A 16,855-nucleotide genomic window follows, 5' to 3' on the forward strand; every position below is an offset into this window, starting at 1 on the left:
ACGGAGACGTTCCGTGTAAGCAGCGAAGATGCGGCAGACTCGTTCCCGCACCGACCGTCCCTTGCAGCGAGAGGCCATCAACGACGTGAGTCCCTTCCTCGACCTCCCCCCGCTCAGCGCCGCCGAGTTCGCGGCGATCGAGGACCAGGTGGCTGCGCTGCTGCACACCGAGGCCGACGTGATCGTCACCCAGGGCGAGGCGCTCCTCCCCCTGGAGGCCGCGATCCGCGGCGCTGCCCACCCGGGCTCCACCGCGCTCAACATCGTCACCGGCCCGTACGGGCAGACCTTCGGCAACTGGCTGCGCTCCTGCGGCGCCACCGTCGTCGACCTCGCCGTCCCCTTCGACAGCGCGGTGAGCGCGGAGCAGGTCGCCGAGGCCCTCCGGGCCGACCCCGGAATCGACTTCGTCTCGCTGGTCCACGCCGAGGCGGCGACCGGCAACACCAACCCGGTCGCGGAGATCGGCGCCGTCGTCCGCGAGCACGGCGCCCTGCTGATGCTCGACGCGGTCGCCTCCGTCGCCGCCGAACCGCTGCTCACCGACGAGTGGGGCATCGACCTGTGCGTGATCGGCGGCCAGAAGGCGATGGGCGGGCCGGCCGGGGTCTCCGCCGTCTCGGTCTCCGAGCGCGCCTGGGAGCGGATCACCGCCAACCCGGCCGCTCCGCGCCGATCCTACCTGTCGCTGCTCGACTGGAAGGAGCGCTGGACGGACGCCGGCCGCGCCGTGCTCCCGCACGCCCCGGCCCAGTTGGAGATGCTCGCCCTCGGCGCCTGCCTGGACCGGATCGCCGCCGACGGCCTGCCCGCCGTCATCGCCCGCCACCGCGCCGCCGCGGCCGCCACCCGGGCCGGCGTCCGCGCGCTCGGCAGCCTCTCCCCCTTCGTCACCGAGGACGCCCACGCGGCGCCGGTCGCCACCACCCTGCGCACCCCGGACGGGCTGCACGCGGGCGAAATCGCCGCCCGCCTCGACCCGGCGCTGCCCGTCCAGCCGGGCGGCGGCGCACTGGCCGCCTCGATGCTCCGGGTCAACCACTACGGCGCCGCGGCCTCGCTGGACACCGTCCGCGCCTGCCTCGCCGGTCTGGCGGCGGCCACGGACGCCGACGCCGAGCCGGCCCTGGCCGCCGCCGGGGCGGCCTGGAAGGCGAACGTCGAGGCGTAGGGACACGCGGAGCGGCCCCCGGGAACGGTTCCCGGGGGCCGCTTCCGGTTCGCCGGGCTCAGTGCCCGCCCGCGTCCACCACCTCGACGCCGCGGATGTTCCGCTCGATCTCGTCCGCCGGCAGCGCGACCGCCAGCGCCCAGTAGTAGACGACCAGCGAGAACACCACCACGACGAGGATGTCCCACCACAGCGGCAGGTTCCCCTTCGCGCCCGCGCCGAAGCTGCCCTGCCAGGAGATCAGGCCCATCCCGACCAGGTAGGGCGGCAGCCACTGCCCGGCCTTGAAGTCCATCCGCGGCGCGTTCGGCACGCCCTTCGAGACGGCGTACGCGGAGTACCCGCCGAGCAGCACGTACCCGATCACGATGGCCAGGCCCAGGCGCCACAGGGTGTCCCAGCCGGACCAGTAGATGATGAGGCTCGCCACCACGAAGGCCACCGGCGAGATGATCGTGCCGCCGGGCAGGTGGTACGAGCGCTCCATCCCCGGCAGCCGCTTGCGCAGCACGCCGAAGGCCAGCGGGGCACCGGCGTACATCAGCACGACGGCCGAGGTGATGAAACCGACCAGCCGCTGCCAGCTGGGGAAGGGCAGGAAGCAGATCACGCCGGCCACCCAGGCGATGATCAGGCCCAGCCAGGGCACCGAGCGCTTGTCGGTGAACTGCAGGGCCTGGGGCGCGTAGCCGTTGCGGCTCAGGCCGTACGTCACCCGCGAGCTGGAGGTCATGTAGACCAGGCCGGTGCCGGCGGGCGAGATGATCGCGTCGATGAACAGGATGGTGGCCAGCCAGCCCAGGCCGATCAGGGTGGCGAGGCCCGCGAACGGCCCGCTGATGCCGGGGTAGGTGAGCGTGCCCCAGCCGCCGGCGAAGGTCTCCGGCGGCAGGGCGCCGATGAACACCACCTGGAGCATGATGTAGATGACCGTGCCGATCACCACCGACCCCAGGACCGCCCGGGGGATGTCCCGGCGGGGGTTGCGGCTCTCGCCGGCCCACTGGATGGCCTGTTCGAAGCCGAGCAGCGCGAAGATCACACCGCTGGTGCTGATCGCCGCGAGCACGCCCTTGGCGCCGTCCGGTGCGAAGCCGTGGACGTTGAAGTTGGAGCCGTGGAACTCGGTGATCCCGAGGGCGAAGATGGTCAGGATCGGGACGGCGACCTTCCAGACCGTCGCCACGCTGTTGGTGTGCGCGAGCAGCCGGACGCCGAGGAAGTTGATCGCGACGAAGACGCCCATCAGCGCGGCCGCGACGACGAAGCCCGCGCCGGTGAGCGTCAGGTCCTTGTTCAGCAGGCCGTCCGCCCAGGACCAGTGCTGGGAGTAGTTGATCATCGCTTGCACCTCGATCGGTGCGATGGTCGCCGCCTGCAGCCACGTGAACCAGCCGAAGGACATCCCCGCGAACCCGCCGAAGGCGTAGTGCGGGTACCGCGCCGTCCCGCCCGCCACCGGGAACAGCCCGCCCAGCTCGGCGTGCACCAACGCCAGCAGGATGATCGCCACCGAGCCGATCGCCCAGGACAGCAGCGCCGCCGGGCCGGCCGCCACCGCGGCCTTCTGCGCACCGAACAACCAGCCGGACCCGATGATCGCCCCGACCGAGGCCCACAGCAGCCCGGCGACCCCGACCTCACGCTTGAGCCCGGTGTGCCCCGAGGCGATCGGCCCCGTGTTCGTATCGGAATGAGCCATGCCCGGCCGCCTCTCGCTTCAGGGGAAAATCCACCCCGACAGTGCCGCAGCCGCAGCCCCTCGCTCGCCCCGAAACGCGCTGCACCCCGCCCCCGTCAGCCAGACGGACGAAGCGGGCGGCGGCGTCGACGTCCTGCTCCGAACCCCGGACGTACTCGCCGTAGACGCCCACCATGCCGAGCAGGTCCGGACCGCGCCGCACAACCGGCTTCGGGGGCCGCCCCCGCACAGTTCGCGCAGCGTTCACCCATCGGGCACGCGGAGCTCATCGCGGGCAGGCAGGCTCCCGCAAGGGGGGAAGTTGGCTATACAACTTCGCTCCGGAAGCCACCGAACAGGAGACCACCCCATGACCGAGCCGTCGCCGTACTGGCTGCGCGACAACTGCCCGTGCGCCGAGTGCCGGGACCCGCGCAACGGGCAGAAGCTGTTCCAGATCAACGACCTGCCCGAGGACCTGACGATCGCGGCGAGCACCGAGTCCGACGGTCGGCTGGAGGTGCTCTGGTCGGACGGGCACCGCTCCCGCTACCCGCTCGACCGGCTGGCGGAGGAGGACGAGGGGGACGGCCGCACCGAGCAGGGCAAGCGGCTCTGGGCGGCCGCGGACTTCGCCCGCGGCATCCCCGAGGCGGAGTGGGAGACCTACCTGACCGACCCGGCCGAGCAGGCCGCGGTGCTCGCCGCCGTCCGCCGCAGCGGGTTCGCGGTGCTGCGCGGGGTGCCGGCCGTGGAGCGGCAGGTGCTGCGGGTGGCGGAGAGCTTCGGGTACGTGCGGGTCACCAACTACGGGGAGCTGTTCGACGTCCGGGTCGAGCCGGACCCGAACAACCTCGCCTTCACCAGCGCCGCCATCGCGCCGCACACCGACAACCCGTACCGCGACCCGGTGCCGACGCTGCAGCTGCTGCACTGCCTGGAGAACTCGGCGACCGGCGGGGACTCCGGCCTGGTGGACGGCTTCAAGGCCGCGGCGGTCCTCCGCGCGGAGGCGCCAGCGGACTTCGAGACGCTGACCCGCACGCCTGTCCCCTTCGTCTTCCGCGACCGCCGCACCGAGCTGCGCGCCGACCGTCCGCTGATCGACGTCGACGCCCTCGGCCGGATCCGCGAGGTGCGGTTCAACAACCGCTCGATCGGCACCCTGCGCGGGAGCGGTGAGCAGCTGAGCGCCTTCTACGCCGCCTACCGCCGCTTCGCCGCGATCACCCTGCGCCCCGAGCTGCAGCTCACCTTCCGCCTCGGCCCCGGCGACTGCCTGGTCTTCGACAACACCCGCCTGCTGCACGCCCGTACGGCCTTCCGGCAGGACGGCCACCGGCACCTCCAGGGCTGCTACGCCGACCTGGACTCGCTGTCGAGCACCCTCGCCGTGCTGCACCACCGCGCCGCCGCCCTGGACGCGGTCGCCGGGCTGTTCGCGGGCGAGGGCGCCGGGGAGTACCTGGGCGAGGAGGTCACCATGGCCGAGCACATGCTGCAGGCCGCCGCTGCCGCCGAGGCCGCCGGAGCGCCGGACCACCTGGTCGCCGCGGCCCTGCTGCACGACGTCGGCCACTTCCAGGGGGCCCTGCACGGGCGGGACCTGATGCAGGGGAACGACAACCGGCACAGCGACACCGGCGCCGACTGGCTGGCCCGCTGGTTCGGCCCGGAGGTCACCGAGCCGGTCCGGCTGCACGTGGCGGCCAAGCGCTACCTGTGCGCGGTCGAGCCCGGGTACCGCGACCGGCTGTCCGCGGCCTCCGAGTACACGCTGAGCGTCCAGGGCGGCCCGATGTCCGACGCCGAGGCCGCCGCCTTCGCCGAACTCCCCGGCGCGGTCGACGCGGTGGCCGTACGGCGCTGGGACGAGCAGGCGAAGGTGGCCGGCGCGCCGACCCCCGGCTTCGACCACTACCGGCCGCTGCTCGCCGCCCTCATGCGGTAGCGCGGGGGACGGCTCAGTCCATCTCCCGCGCGTGCCGCGAAAGTGCGGAGGTGGCAAGGGAGTTGTGCACGCTGAACGCCACCGTCCCGGGCAGGTAGCGGTCCTGGGACCACTCCACCGGGGTGCCGGTCGGGTCGGTGGTCCGGCGCCGCTCGCGCAGCAGCGGGCCACCGCGGCGGCAGCCGAGCAGCCGGGCGTCCTCGGCGTTGGCGGCGACGATGTCGATGGTGTGGTCGGCGTCGGTGAACAGGATGCCGTGCTCGCGCAGCACCTCGGTGTGCGAGACCACGTCCGGCGGCAGTTCGGCGACGATCTCGCCGACCCGCGGCGGGTAGACGGTGCGTTCGACCATCACCGGCGTGCCGGACAGCGTCCGCAGCCGGACCGTCACGTACACCTCGGCGCCCGGTTCCAGGCGCAGTTGCTCGCGCTCGGCGGCGTCCGCCGGGCGGCGCACCAGCGAGTCCAGGATGCCGCCGGGCTCCTCGCCCATGGAGTACGCCCAGTGCGTGAAGCTGAGCAGTTCGGAGAAGCTCTGCACCCGCGCGCCGCCGAGCACCACCCGGCGGGTGCCGCGGCGGGAGGTGACCAGCCCGTCGGAGCGCAGCACCGCGAGCGCCTGACGGACCGTGCCGCGCGAGACGCCGTACTGCTCGGCCAGCGCGCCCTCGGCGGGCAGCCGGCCGGCCTCGCCGAACGCGCCGGTGGTGATGGCCTCGCGCAGGTCGGCGGCCACTTTCCGGTACAGCGCGCCGGAGGCCCGCTCCCCGGTCGCGGCGGGGCGGTCCCCGCTGACGGGACGCTCCTCGGTGCCGGCGTGCTCTCTCGCGGCCGGGCGCCCCTCGGCCTCGGGGCGCTGGGGCTCGGTTGCCACGTCAGTCAATGTCCCTCCTGGGGCGGTGTCCTGCGCAGCGGTACCGGCGCGGACAGCCAGACCCTATCCCGCTACGCCTTCGAAGCATCGCACCGAACGGATCACGCTCCGATGGCCGGATTCCACCGTTCCCGTAGCCGACCCCGGTTCTGGGCCGTCCGTTCACCTTCCCGTCACCGGGCTCCGGCGTACTTACCTCCGTCAGCGAAGTTGGCTAGTCAACTCGGACGGTTCCGAACAGCCCCCGAAGCCCGGACGACTCCGGACCGCCACTCGCCAGATCCCCCGATCGAGACGCCCACTCGCAGTTCCCCCTTATCAGGAGACTGACCCGTGTCCGTGCACCGCGCCCGTACCGCCGCCTTCGCGGCCGTCCTGACCGCCGCCGCGCTCTCCCTCACCGCCTGCGGTTCCGCCGGCTCCTCCGCGAAGTCCGGCGACGCCGCGGGCGGCAAGAACGCCAAGACCGCCACCTCGGTCGCCGACTTCGGCGGCATGGACGCGCTGGTCGCCGCCGCCAAGAAGGAGGGCAAGCTGCACGTCATCACGCTGCCGCGCGACTGGGCGAACTACGGCAAGCTGATGGACGACTTCAAGGCCAAGTACGGCATCGAGATCGAGGACGAGAACCCGGACGGCTCCAGCCAGGACGAGATCAACGCGGTCACCTCCCGCAAGGGCCAGGACCGCGCCCCCGACGTCGTCGACCTCGGCTCCGCCTTCGCGCTGAGCGCCGCCAAGCAGGGCCTGCTGGCCCCGTACAAGGTGACGGACTTCGACAAGATCCCGGCCACCATGAAGGACGCCGACGGTCGGCACTACAACGACTACGGCGGCTACATGTCGATCGGCTGCGACGCCAAGAAGGTGTCCGTCTGCCCGAAGACCTTCGCCGACCTGCTGAAGCCCGACTACAAGGGCATGGTCGCCCTCAACGGCAACCCGACCAAGGCCGGCGCCGCCTTCGGTGCCGTCTACGCGGCCGCGCTCGCCAACGGCGGTTCGCTGGACAACATCCAGCCCGGCATCGACTTCTTCGGCAAGGTCAAGCAGGCCGGCAACTTCAACCCGGTCGAGGTCACCCCGGCGACCATCGAGAAGGGCGAGACCCCGATCTCGATCGACTGGTCGTACCTGAACGCCGGCTACGCCGACAAGTTCAAGGACAAGGGCATCGACTGGCAGGTGGCCATCCCCTCGGACGGCTCCTACGCCCAGTACTACAACCAGGCGATCAACAAGGACGCCCCGCACCCGGCCGCCGCGCGCCTGTGGGAGGAGTACCTCTACAGCGCCCAGGGCCAGAACGGCTTCCTCGGTGGCTACGCCACCCCGGCCCTGTTCGACGCCATGAAGGCCGCCGGCACGCTGGACGCGGCCGCCGCCGCCAAGCTCCCGCCGGTCGAGAAGCCCTTCACCACCTTCCCGACCCAGGACCAGACGGACGCGGCCAAGAAGACCGTGACCGAGAACTGGGCCAAGGCGATCGCGGGCTGACCTGAGATGACCACGGCTCCCACCCCGGTGCCGGCCACCGCCTCCGCCGCCCAGAGCGGCGGGGGCGCCCCCGGCCCCGCAACCCCCACCACGGCCTCGGCCCGCACGGCCAAGGCCCCCCGCTCCGGCAAGCGCCGGGGCGGCGGCGGCCGAGCCTGGCTCGCCGCCCTCCCCCTGCTGCTGTTCTTCGTGATCGGCTTCGGCCTGCCCGCCGTCGCGATCGCCATCGGCGCGTTCACCACGTCCTCGGACGCACCCGACGGCGGCGGCACCTTCACCACCGACAACCTCACCGGCTCACTCCAGGGCGCCTACTGGACGGCCCTGTGGGGCAGCGTGAAGCTCTCGCTGCTGACCGCGCTGATCGCCACCGTGGTCGGCCTGCCGCTGGCCCAGGCCGTGGCGACCTCCCGGTTCCGGATGTTCCGCGAGGCGGTGATGTCGGCCTCCGGCGTGCTCGCCAACTTCGGCGGCGTGCCGCTGGCGTTCATGTTCGTCGCCACCCTCGGCAACTCCGGCGAGGTCACCAAGAAGCTCGGCCTGACCGCACACGGCTGGAGCCTCTACACCTTCTCCGGCCTCTCGGTGGTCTACCTCTACTTCCTGGTCCCGCTGATGGTCATCACCATCACGCCGGCCCTGGAGGGCCTGCGCGTGCAGTGGCGCGAGGCCGCCCAGAACAACGGCGCCACCTCGCTGCAGTACTGGCGGCACGTCGCGCTGCCCGTCCTGCTGCCCTCGCTGCTCGGCGGCTTCGTGCTGCTGTTCGGCGCCTCCTTCGCCGCGTACGCCACCGCCGAGGCCATGGTGGGCAGTTCGGTGCCGCTGATCTCGATGCAGATCGGCGACGCGCTGTCCGGCAACGTCCTGGTCGGCCAGGGCAACCTCGCCCTCGCCCTCGGCCTCGACATGATCGTGGTCGCCTGCCTGGTGATGGCCGTGTACCTGCCCCTTCAGCGCCGGAGTGCCAAGTGGCTCGCCTGATCGATCGCATCCGTTTCGGCCGCGGCCTGGTCCTGCTGCTCTGCGGCGTCTACTTCGCCGTGCCGATGGCCGCCTCGCTGTGGTTCAGCATCGACGACAACAAGGGCGGCACCAGCTTCCGCGCCTACACCGAGCTGCTGAACGCCCCCGGCTTCACCGACAGCCTGGTGCTCAGCCTCGAACTGGCCGGCGTCACCGTCGCGGTGCTGCTGCTCCTGCTCGTCCCGGCGATGCTCGCCGCCCGGCTCGGCGCGCCCAAGCTGCGCCCGGTGATCGAGGTCATGTGCTCGATGCCGCTGGTCGTCCCGGTGGTCGCGCTCACCACGGGCATCATCGGCGTGCTGCGCTGGGGCCCGGACTACCTGCAGGACACCCCGCTGTTCCAGACCATCGTGGCGATCCAGGACCCGCAGTTCCCGATCGTCCTGGTCATCGCGTACGTGCTGATGGCGCTGCCCTTCGCCTACCGGGCGATCGACGCCGGCCTGCGCGGCGTGGACGTCGTGACCCTGGTCGAGGCCGCCCGCAACTGCGGCGCCGGCTGGCTGCGCGCGGTGTTCACCGTCGTCCTGCCGAACCTGCGCAGCGCGCTGCTGAACGCGGCCGTGCTCACCGTCGCCCTGGTGCTCGGTGAGTTCACCACCGCCTCGATCCTCGGCTTCGCCCCCTTCTCGGTGTGGATCAACTCCAACGGCAAGAGCGACGGCCAGATGTCCGTCGCGGTCTCCATGCTCAGCCTGTTGATCGTCTGGCTCGTCCTGCTGTTGATGTCCGCCGTCGGCCGCGGCCGCAAGACCGCGCGCTCCTGAGCGCACCGCCCGTACGGTCCTGAACCACCCCCCGCTTTCCAGGAGTTCCCTGCCATGACCACGGCCCCCGCCCCCGTCACCGGCGTCGCGCTCGCCCCCGGCAGCGCCACCGTCGAGTTCCGCTCGCTGCGCCGCTCGTTCGGCGCCACCACCGCCCTCGACGGCCTGGACCTCACCGTCCACCCGGGCGAACTGCTCGCGCTGCTCGGCCCGTCCGGCTGCGGCAAGACCACCGCGCTGCGCATCCTGGCCGGCTTCGAGCAGCACGACTCCGGCGAGGTCCTGGTCGACGGCCGGGACATCACCGCGATCCCGGCGCACAAGCGCGACGCGGGCATGGTGTTCCAGTCGTACAGCCTCTTCCCGCACCTGACCGCGCTGGACAACGTCGCCTTCGGGCTGCGGATGCGCGGCACCGGCAAGGCCGACCGCCGCAAGCGCGCCCAGGAGCTGCTGGAGCTGGTCGGCCTGCCGCACCGCGCCGAGCACTACCCGCACCAGATGTCCGGCGGTCAGCAGCAGCGCATCGCGCTGGCCCGCGCGCTCGCCCTGCAGCCGCGGGTGCTGCTGCTCGACGAGCCGCTGTCCGCGCTGGACGCCAAGGTCCGGCTGCAGCTGCGCGAGGAGATCCGGCGCCTGCAGCAGGAACTGGGCATCACCACCCTGTTCGTCACCCACGACCAGGAGGAGGCGCTGTCGATGGCCGACCGGGTCGCGGTGCTGCGCGCGGGCCGCCTGGAGCAGTGCGCCACGCCGTCCGAGCTGTACGGCCGGCCGGCCACCGCCTTCGTCGCCGAGTTCGTCGGCACCATGAGCCGCATCCCGTGCACCCGCACCTCGGACGGCGTCGAGGTGCTCGGCCGCCGCCACGCGGTGGACGGCGAGGTCCCGGCCGACGGCGAGCTGCAGGTGCTGGTCCGCCCGGAGAACGTCGACCTGACGCCCGCCGAGAACGGCCCCGCCCTGGTGGTCAACGCGTCCTTCCTGGGCGCCGTCACCCGGCTCACCGTCCGCCTCGACGACGGCACCGAGGTGAAGGCCGACCTGCCGACCGAGGCCACCGCCGCGCTGCCGGCCGGTTCGCGCGCCGAGCTCACCCTCCCCGAGCGCCCCGTGCTGGTGGACCGCCGCCCGGCCTGAGAGCCTTGCACGTCCCTGCTCCGACTTCGAGAACCACCGAAGGTACCGCCATGCCTGAACCCGTAGTGACCGGAACCGCGGCCCCCGCCGGGGCCGCCCTGCCCGCCGCCGTCCTCTTCGACATGGACGGCACCCTGGTCGACACCGAGCAGCTGTGGTGGCAGACCGCCGTCGAGATCGCCGCGGAACTCCACCACCCGCTCACCGACCAGGACGCCCCCGAAGTGCTCGGCCAGGCCGTCGAGCACACCGCCGCCCACCTCCACCGGGTCAGCGGCACCACCCTCAACGAGGCCGAGGTCGCCGCCCGGCTGGGCGAGTCCTTCGCCGGCAAGGTCGCCGCCGAAACGGTGCCGCGCCCCGGCGCGCTCGCCCTGCTGGCCTCGCTGCAGGACGCGGGGGTGCCCACCGCGCTGGTCTCCGCCTCCCCGCGCCGGGTCGTCGACCTGGTGCTGTCCGCCATCGGCCGCGACTGGTTCGCCGTCACCCTGGCCGCCGAGGACACCGAGCGCACCAAACCCGCCCCGGACCCGTACCTCGCCGCCGCCGAGCGGCTCGGCCTGGACCCGGCCGTCTGCCTCGCCGTCGAGGACACCCCGACCGGGGTCGCCTCCGCCAGCGCGGCCGGCTGCGCCGTGCTCGCCGTGCCGTCCACGGCCACGCCGATGCCGGACGGGGAGCGGATCACGCTGCTCGCCAGCCTGGAGCAGGCCGATCTCGCGCTGCTCGGGAAGCTCACCGCCGCTCCGGCGGTTTGATCCCGACATGCCTTACGTCCTGCTCGCCCTCGCCATCCTGAGCGAGGTCTGCGCCACCAGCTGCCTCAAACTCACCGACGGGTTCACCCGCCTCTGGCCGAGCCTGGGGGTCGGCCTCGGGTACGCGCTCTCCTTCCTGCTGCTCGGCCGCGCGCTCAAGCACATCCCGGTCTCGGTCGCCTACGCGGTCTGGTCGGGGGCCGGCACGGCGGCGGTCGCCGGGATCGGTGTGGTCGCCTTCGGCGAGTCGCTCGGCCGGCTGCAGTGGGTGGGGATCGCGCTGGTGATCGTCGGGGTGGTCGTGCTCAACCTCAAGGGCAGCCACTGACGATCGCGTCCCGACGGACCGTCGGTTGACTGACGGGCTGGTCGACTCGCCCACCGGAGCGGGAAGTCGGAAGTGCCGACTTCCCGCTCCGCGGCGTTCCCGGCGCCGGGACCGGATCAGGGGCCTGCGCACGGTGGCAGAGGCGCAGAGGCTCGGGGCGCAGAGGCTCGGGGCGCAGAGGCTCGGGGCGCGGACGGCGAGGCGCGGACGGCGAGGCCCGGCGTGCCTACGACCGGACCACCCGGGCCCGCAGGTAGTTGCGGCGGCCGAAGTTCGGCTCGTCCACCGCCGTCAGCTCCTCCACCTGGAAGCGGTACAGCGCCGCCGCCCCGCCCCCGGTGAGGAACTGCCGCCGGACGTCCTCGTCCTGCGCGAAGGACGGGTAGCGCCCCTGGTACGCGGCCAGCGCCGCCTCCGCCTGCCGCCCCCAGGCCTCGCCCGCACTGCCGGTCAGCTGCAGCCCGCGCAGCTGCTCGCCGAAGACGGGCGGCGGCAGGAAGACGGTGGCGGCGGCCCGGGCCTCCTCGGCCAGGTGGTGACTGTGCCGGGTGGAGCGCTCGCTGACGAAGTAGAGGACGAGGTCGTCGTCGTACGCGAAGAAGGCCAGGTTGGCGTGCGGCCCGTGCTCGTGGCCGGCGGTGGCGAGGGTGAGCACCATGGCCTCCCCGAGCAGCCCCTCGACGCCCTTGTGCAGCAGGTCGCCCGGCCAGTCCCCCTGCGCGATGTCGAGTCTGTACGGCATACGGCACTCCCTCCGCTGGCACGCCCGGCGCCTTCGCGCCCCGAGCACGACTGAGCCGGGCGGGCGCCTCCGAGGAGGCCCCACGCCCGGCTCACATGCTCTACCCGCCACCCCGGCCGGACAAGGGCCGCGGAACGGGTGGAATCAGCGGAATCGGCGCCGCCGCACCGGCGTCAGCGGCAGCCGCCGCATCCGGCGGGAGCGACGCCGTCGGGTGCTCAGTGCCGCGGCGCCCCGTACCCCGCGTACTCGGGGCTCACCAGCGGCGGCTGTCCCGGTCCGAGCAGCGGCCGCAGCGCGCCGGAGCGCATCCGGTCCACGAGCGGCCCGCAGCGCCCGGCGACCGGCGCCAGCACCACCGCGACCAGCAGACCGACCAGCGCGCCGACCGCCACGTCGTGCGGGTAGTGCACGCCGACCCAGACCCGGGAGGCGGCCATCAGGGCCGCGAACAGGACGGCCACCGAGCCGAGCCTGCGGTTGACGAACCAGAGCGAGACCGCGGCGGCGAAGGCGATCACCGAGTGGTTGCTCGGGAAGGACCAGTCGCCGGTGCCTGGGCAGGTCTCCAGCGAGATGCTGCCGGGGATCTGCGCGCAGGGCCGGACCTCCTCGACGATCCCCTTGAACACCGAGTTGACGGCGTACGCGAGGACCACGATCACCGGCGAGGCCAGCACCTTGGCCATCACCGCGGAGTCCGCGCCGCGTGCGCGCCACCACGCCCAGAGCATGAAGAGTGCGAACAGTCCGAGGCCGAGTGCCGACCAGACCTTGATCAGCTCGTCCAGCCAGTGCGGTGCCGACTGCGCCCACCCGTTGACCCGGGTGTAGAGGCTGCCGTCGATGCCGCTGCCGTCGTAGACGGCCAGGGCCCGGTTGGGCATCACGCGTCACCTCCGTGACGTGGCGCCTTACGGGCGCGGAACAGTTCGAGAACAATGGGGAACACGGAGACAACTACTACCAGACCGATGACGGGCAGCAGATACCGGTCGATCCCGGGTACGGACGATCCGAGCGCGTACCCGGCGAGCACCACGCCGACCGTCCAGACCGCACCGCCGAGGACCTGCCAGCGGGTGAACGAGCGGACGGGCACCTCCAGCACGCCGCACAGCGGATTCAGCACCGTTCGGACCACCGGGATGAAGCGCGCGAGCACGATCGCCTTGCCGTGGCCGTACTTCGCCAGCAGTTCCTCGGCCCGTTCGACGCCCTGCAGCAGGCTCTTGCGCCGGGTGCGGCGCAGCAGCGCCCGGCCGCCGCGCCGGCCGATCAGGTAGCCGAGCTGGGCCCCGCCCAGCGCCCCGACCAGGGCGGCGGGCAGCACCTGCCAGAGCTCCAGCTGCGGCCCCCGGGTCGCTCCGGGCACGCAGAGCAGTCCGGCGGTGAACAGCAGCGAGTCGCCGGGCAGGAAGAAGCCCACGAGCAGGCCGGTCTCGGCGAAGAGCACGACGGCGATGCCGAGTGCGCCGAAGGCGGCGAGCAGTGAGGACGCGTCCAGCGGGTTCACCGCGAGGTGAACGGCCGGATCGCCGGGGAACTGGAGCAAGGCTGGCGGACCTCCCGTACGTTGGAGGGCGGTTCACGGCGGAATCCGCCCGGAACCGATCGGTTCGCAGCGGACCCGCCCGGGTCGGCCGTGCACCGCGGACCCCGCGCGGTCGGCGGTTCACTGGGAGCGCCCGGACCGGTGGGTTCACGAGCCGGACCCCCGCCCGACCGTCTACAGTCACGTAGACGGTCTACATGACTGTAGACGAAACTTGGAGGAAACGCCGCCATGTCCGACGTAACGTCCGCCCGCCGGCCCGCCGGGGAGCTGGAGGCCGAGGTGCTGGCCGCCCTCTGGTCGGCCCGGCAGCCGATGACGCCGCAGGACGTCCAGGCGGCGCTCGGCGGGGACCTCGCCCGCACCACGATCGCGACGATCCTGGCCCGGCTGCACGACAAGGGGACGGTCGAGCGCACCCGGGCCGGCCGCGCCTACGCCTACACCCCGACCGTCCAGGACACCGCCGGACTGGCGGCCCGCCGGATGCACACCGAGCTGGGCCGCGAGGCCGACCGCTCCACCGTGCTGGCCCGCTTCGTGTCCGACCTCTCCGCCGAGGACGAGCAGCTGCTGCGCGACCTGCTCGGCGACGGTGCCGCCGGCGACGACCCGCGACCGGACCCCCGGGGGTCGGCCGGCCGATGATGATCGCCGTCTGGGCCCCGCTGCTGCTGCCCCTCCTGGCCGCACCCCTGGCCCGCCGCCTCGCCGAGTCCCTGCCCCCGCGGGCCGCCGCCTGGACGCTGGCGGGCAGCACCGCCGTGCTGGCCGGCGGCACCCTCTGCTCGCTCGGCCTGCTCGCCACCGCCGGGCTGCTCCAGCTGCCGCCGGTCGCCGCCCTCGGCCACCTCTCGCTGCGGTGGCTCACCGCGGCCGCGCCGGACGCCCCGCTCGCCGCCGCGGCGGCTGCCCTGGCACTCGTCGTGCTCGCCGCGCTGGCGGTGCGCACGGCCCGCCGCCGCCGGCTGGAACTGCGGACGGCCCGGGCCGCCCTCCCGCCCGGTGACCGGCATCCGGACGTGCGCCCCCGAGGCGCCACCGTGCGCCGGGCGCGCACCCCGGAACGGTTCACCACCCCGACGCCGGGGCCCGCCGAACCGTCGGCCGCGACTCCCCCGCGCCCCGGCCGATCGACGGTGGCGGCCCTGCTGCGGCCCGCCGAGCCCCCGCTCAGCGTCCTGGACGACGAGCGCGCCGACGCCTTCGCCCTGCCCGGCCGCCTGCGCCGCCCGGGCCGCCCCGGCGAACCGGGCCGGATCGTGGTCACCTCCGGCATGCTGCGCGCCCTGAACGGGCCCGAGCGCTCCGCCCTGCTCGCCCACGAACGCGCCCACCTGGCCGCCCGCCACCACGTCTTCCTCGCCGTGGCCGAGCACGCCGCCCACGTCCATCCGGCGCTCCGGGCACTGCGCGCGCCCCTCGGGTACCACCTGGAGCGCTGGGCCGACGAGGTGGCGGCGGCCCGGGTCGGCGACCGCACCGTGACCGCCCGCGCGGTCGGCCGGGCCGCCCTCGCCGCGAGCCGCTCCCCCTGGCCGGACCGGCCCCGGGCGGCCGCCGCCGCCCACTCCGGACCGGTCCCGCGCCGGGTCGCCGCGCTGCTCCAGCCCCGTCCGGCCGCCACCCCCGGCGCCCGGCTGCGGGCCGTCGCGCTGGCCCTGGCCGCCTGCCTGGCGCTGAGCACTGGCGCCACCCTGGAGGCCACCGCCGACCTGCACCACACCGTCGAGGCGGCCGAGCTGGGCACGGGCGCGCGGCACTGACGCCGCCCGCGCCCCGGGGCCGCTCCGCCGTACCGCCCGGTATGCCGAGTTGGCAGACCCCACCCCCACGCGCCCACCTCACCCGTACGCTTTCGTCAGCGCGTCGGCCCCGGCGCGACCTCGAACGGCGGCGAGGAGCGGAACGAGTGCGGCAGACCGGACGGCAGTCCCGACGACCAGAGCGCCGCACCCCGCCGACCGCGACGGAGCTGGCCAAGGTCCACGAGCGGACCCTCACCGGCGCCGCCGCACGGGAGCTCACCGGACCGTCCCCGGAAGAGGGCGGCGCCCCCGGCCTGCTCGAACCCCGCCCGGAGATCGGCGACTCCTGGGCCCGGCTGCGCCGGCTCGGACTCGACCCCGACACCGGCGCCGCCACCGTCCTGCTCGGCCCGGCCGAAGTCGAACAGCGCCGCCGCGCCAGCGGGCTTGACGCAGTCATGCCAGTCCTGCGGCAGACCCTGCTGGAACCGACCGGCGCCGTCCCGCTGATCCTCGCCATCGCCGACGCCGAGGGCCACGTGCTCTGGCAGGAGGGCGAGCGCGGCCTGCGCCGCAGCGCCGACCGGATCGGCTTCATCACCGGCGCCCGCTGGGTCGAGGAGAGCGTCGGCACCAACGGCATCGCCGTCGCCCTGCGAGCCCGCCGCCCGATGCACGTCCACTCCTCCGAGCACTACCTGCGCAGCCACCACTCCTGGACCTGCGTGGCCGCACCCGTGCACGACCCCGGCACCGGGCGTCTCGTCGGCGCCGTCAACCTGAGCGGCCCCGCGCACAGCATCCGCCCCTACCTGCTCCAGCTCACCGCCACCGCCGCCCGGCTCGCCGAGACCGAGTTGCGCGCCCACCGGCTGGAGGCGCTGCACCAGCTGCGCACCCTGGCCGCCCCGATGCTCGCCCGGGTCGGCGGCCCGGCCCTGGTCGTGGACGCGGCCGGGTGGACCGCCGCCGCGGCCGGGCTGCCGCCACCCGACCGGCTGCGGGTGCCCAGCGAGGGCTGGGCACCGGCCGCGGTGCACTGGGTGCCCGGCCTCGGCGAGTGCGTACTGGAACCGCTCGCCGACGGCTGGCTGGTGCGCCCGGTCCGGCCACCCGGCGAGGACGGCTCCGGCCCGGTCGACGCCGAACAGTCCGAGGGCGCCCGGCTCCGGCTCGACCTGCGCCGGCCGGACCGCCCCGAGCTGTCCGTCCGCGGCGCGGCCGGCAGCTGGTCCCACCCGCTCAGCCCGCGCCACGCCGAACTGCTGCTCCTGCTCGCCACCGGACGCGAGGGCAGCACCGCCGCCCAGCTCGCCGAGGCGCTGTTCGGCGACGCGGGGCGGACGGTGACCGTCCGCGCCGAGCTGTCCCGGCTGCGCCGCTACCTGGGCGGGCTGCTGGCCCACCGGCCGTACCGGATCGCCGAGTCGGTGCTGGTCACGGTGGAGGGACCGGACGACCCGTACGACCTGCTGCCGTCCTCCTCCGCCCCGGCCGTCCGGAGGCTGCGGACCGCGCTGGCGGCGGGGAGCGCACGGCTGCCCGGCGCGGCACCCGTCCCGCCGCCGCGCGCCCCCGGGGACGCCCCGCTCGGCTGCTGAGGCCCGCCACCGGCTG

General features: G+C 74.0%; 16 protein-coding genes. 11 read left to right on the forward strand and 5 right to left on the reverse strand.

Features of this window, described 5'->3' with window-relative positions; all coding sequences use genetic code 11:
* Positions 1-28 precede the first annotated feature (28 nt).
* Complete coding sequence (locus tag ACIGG8_RS10240; RefSeq protein ID WP_396546896.1) at positions 29-1,171, forward strand: pyridoxal-phosphate-dependent aminotransferase family protein; 1,143 nt, start codon at positions 29-31, stop codon at positions 1,169-1,171.
* Between the two features lie 58 nt (positions 1,172-1,229).
* Here ACIGG8_RS10240 and ACIGG8_RS10245 read toward each other — a convergent pair whose 3' ends face one another.
* Positions 1,230-2,873, reverse strand: coding sequence for an APC family permease (locus ACIGG8_RS10245; RefSeq protein ID WP_396546898.1), 1,644 nt, complete (start codon positions 2,871-2,873; stop codon positions 1,230-1,232).
* A 349-nt stretch (positions 2,874-3,222) separates the two neighbouring features.
* Here ACIGG8_RS10245 and ACIGG8_RS10250 point away from each other — a divergent pair, with 349 nt between their 5' ends.
* On the forward strand, positions 3,223-4,803 hold the full coding sequence (locus ACIGG8_RS10250; protein ID WP_396546899.1) for a TauD/TfdA family dioxygenase: 1,581 nt from the start codon (positions 3,223-3,225) through the stop codon (positions 4,801-4,803).
* A 13-nt stretch (positions 4,804-4,816) separates the two neighbouring features.
* Here the strand turns inward: ACIGG8_RS10250 and ACIGG8_RS10255 are convergent, their stop codons facing one another.
* Entirely contained in the window at positions 4,817-5,551 is a 735-nt protein-coding gene (locus ACIGG8_RS10255) for a GntR family transcriptional regulator (RefSeq protein WP_396547018.1), read from the reverse strand.
* 459 nt (positions 5,552-6,010) lie between these two features.
* Here ACIGG8_RS10255 and ACIGG8_RS10260 point away from each other — a divergent pair, with 459 nt between their 5' ends.
* From ACIGG8_RS10260 to ACIGG8_RS10285, 6 genes are read left to right on the forward strand one after another with little or no spacing between them, the layout of a single operon-like run.
* Positions 6,011-7,174 carry an extracellular solute-binding protein gene (locus tag ACIGG8_RS10260; protein ID WP_350521340.1) on the forward strand — a complete coding sequence of 388 codons (1,164 nt, stop codon included), beginning with the start codon at positions 6,011-6,013 and terminating at the stop codon, positions 7,172-7,174.
* Positions 7,175-7,180: 6 nt separating this feature from the next.
* On the forward strand, positions 7,181-8,158 hold the full coding sequence (locus tag ACIGG8_RS10265) for an ABC transporter permease subunit (protein ID WP_350521341.1): 978 nt from the start codon (positions 7,181-7,183) through the stop codon (positions 8,156-8,158).
* The gene (locus ACIGG8_RS10270; RefSeq protein WP_396547020.1) at positions 8,158-8,967 is read left to right on the forward strand and encodes an ABC transporter permease; all 810 of its coding nucleotides are present in this window, start codon (positions 8,158-8,160) and stop codon (positions 8,965-8,967) included. The genes ACIGG8_RS10265 and ACIGG8_RS10270 overlap by 1 nt, the downstream gene beginning before the upstream one ends.
* 54 nt (positions 8,968-9,021) lie before the next feature.
* On the forward strand, positions 9,022-10,107 hold the full coding sequence (locus ACIGG8_RS10275; protein WP_350521342.1) for an ABC transporter ATP-binding protein: 1,086 nt from the start codon (positions 9,022-9,024) through the stop codon (positions 10,105-10,107).
* Between the two features lie 50 nt (positions 10,108-10,157).
* Positions 10,158-10,865: an HAD family hydrolase gene (locus tag ACIGG8_RS10280; protein WP_396546901.1), complete on the forward strand. Its 708-nt coding sequence runs from the start codon at positions 10,158-10,160 to the stop codon at positions 10,863-10,865.
* A 7-nt stretch (positions 10,866-10,872) separates the two neighbouring features.
* The gene (locus ACIGG8_RS10285) at positions 10,873-11,193 is read left to right on the forward strand and encodes a multidrug efflux SMR transporter (RefSeq protein WP_350521344.1); all 321 of its coding nucleotides are present in this window, start codon (positions 10,873-10,875) and stop codon (positions 11,191-11,193) included.
* A gap of 226 nt (positions 11,194-11,419) precedes the next feature.
* On the opposite strand, the gene ACIGG8_RS10290 is transcribed toward ACIGG8_RS10285, so the two are convergent.
* The 3 genes from ACIGG8_RS10290 to ACIGG8_RS10300 all read right to left on the reverse strand — a co-directional run bounded on the left by ACIGG8_RS10290 (position 11,420) and on the right by ACIGG8_RS10300 (position 13,490).
* Positions 11,420-11,935, reverse strand: a complete 516-nt coding sequence (locus ACIGG8_RS10290) for a pyridoxamine 5'-phosphate oxidase family protein (protein ID WP_396546903.1) — start codon at positions 11,933-11,935, stop codon at positions 11,420-11,422.
* A 218-nt stretch (positions 11,936-12,153) separates the two neighbouring features.
* On the reverse strand, positions 12,154-12,822 hold the full coding sequence (locus ACIGG8_RS10295; RefSeq protein WP_396546905.1) for a phosphatase PAP2 family protein: 669 nt from the start codon (positions 12,820-12,822) through the stop codon (positions 12,154-12,156).
* Positions 12,822-13,490: a DedA family protein gene (locus ACIGG8_RS10300; protein ID WP_396546907.1), complete on the reverse strand. Its 669-nt coding sequence runs from the start codon at positions 13,488-13,490 to the stop codon at positions 12,822-12,824. Before ACIGG8_RS10300 ends, ACIGG8_RS10295 begins: the two co-directional genes overlap by 1 nt.
* A gap of 231 nt (positions 13,491-13,721) precedes the next feature.
* On the opposite strand from ACIGG8_RS10300, the gene ACIGG8_RS10305 reads away from it, so the two are divergent.
* From ACIGG8_RS10305 to ACIGG8_RS10315, 3 genes are all read left to right on the forward strand, one after another.
* Complete coding sequence (locus tag ACIGG8_RS10305; protein ID WP_350521348.1) at positions 13,722-14,138, forward strand: BlaI/MecI/CopY family transcriptional regulator; 417 nt, start codon at positions 13,722-13,724, stop codon at positions 14,136-14,138.
* Complete coding sequence (locus ACIGG8_RS10310; protein WP_396546909.1) at positions 14,135-15,256, forward strand: M48 family metalloprotease; 1,122 nt, start codon at positions 14,135-14,137, stop codon at positions 15,254-15,256. The genes ACIGG8_RS10305 and ACIGG8_RS10310 overlap by 4 nt, the downstream gene beginning before the upstream one ends.
* Before the next feature lie 146 nt (positions 15,257-15,402).
* Positions 15,403-16,839, forward strand: coding sequence for a GAF domain-containing protein (locus ACIGG8_RS10315; RefSeq protein ID WP_396546910.1), 1,437 nt, complete (start codon positions 15,403-15,405; stop codon positions 16,837-16,839).
* Positions 16,840-16,855 lie beyond the last annotated feature (16 nt).

Source organism: Kitasatospora sp. NPDC085464, assembly GCF_044541955.1.
Taxonomy (GTDB): Bacteria; Actinomycetota; Actinomycetes; order Streptomycetales; family Streptomycetaceae; genus Kitasatospora.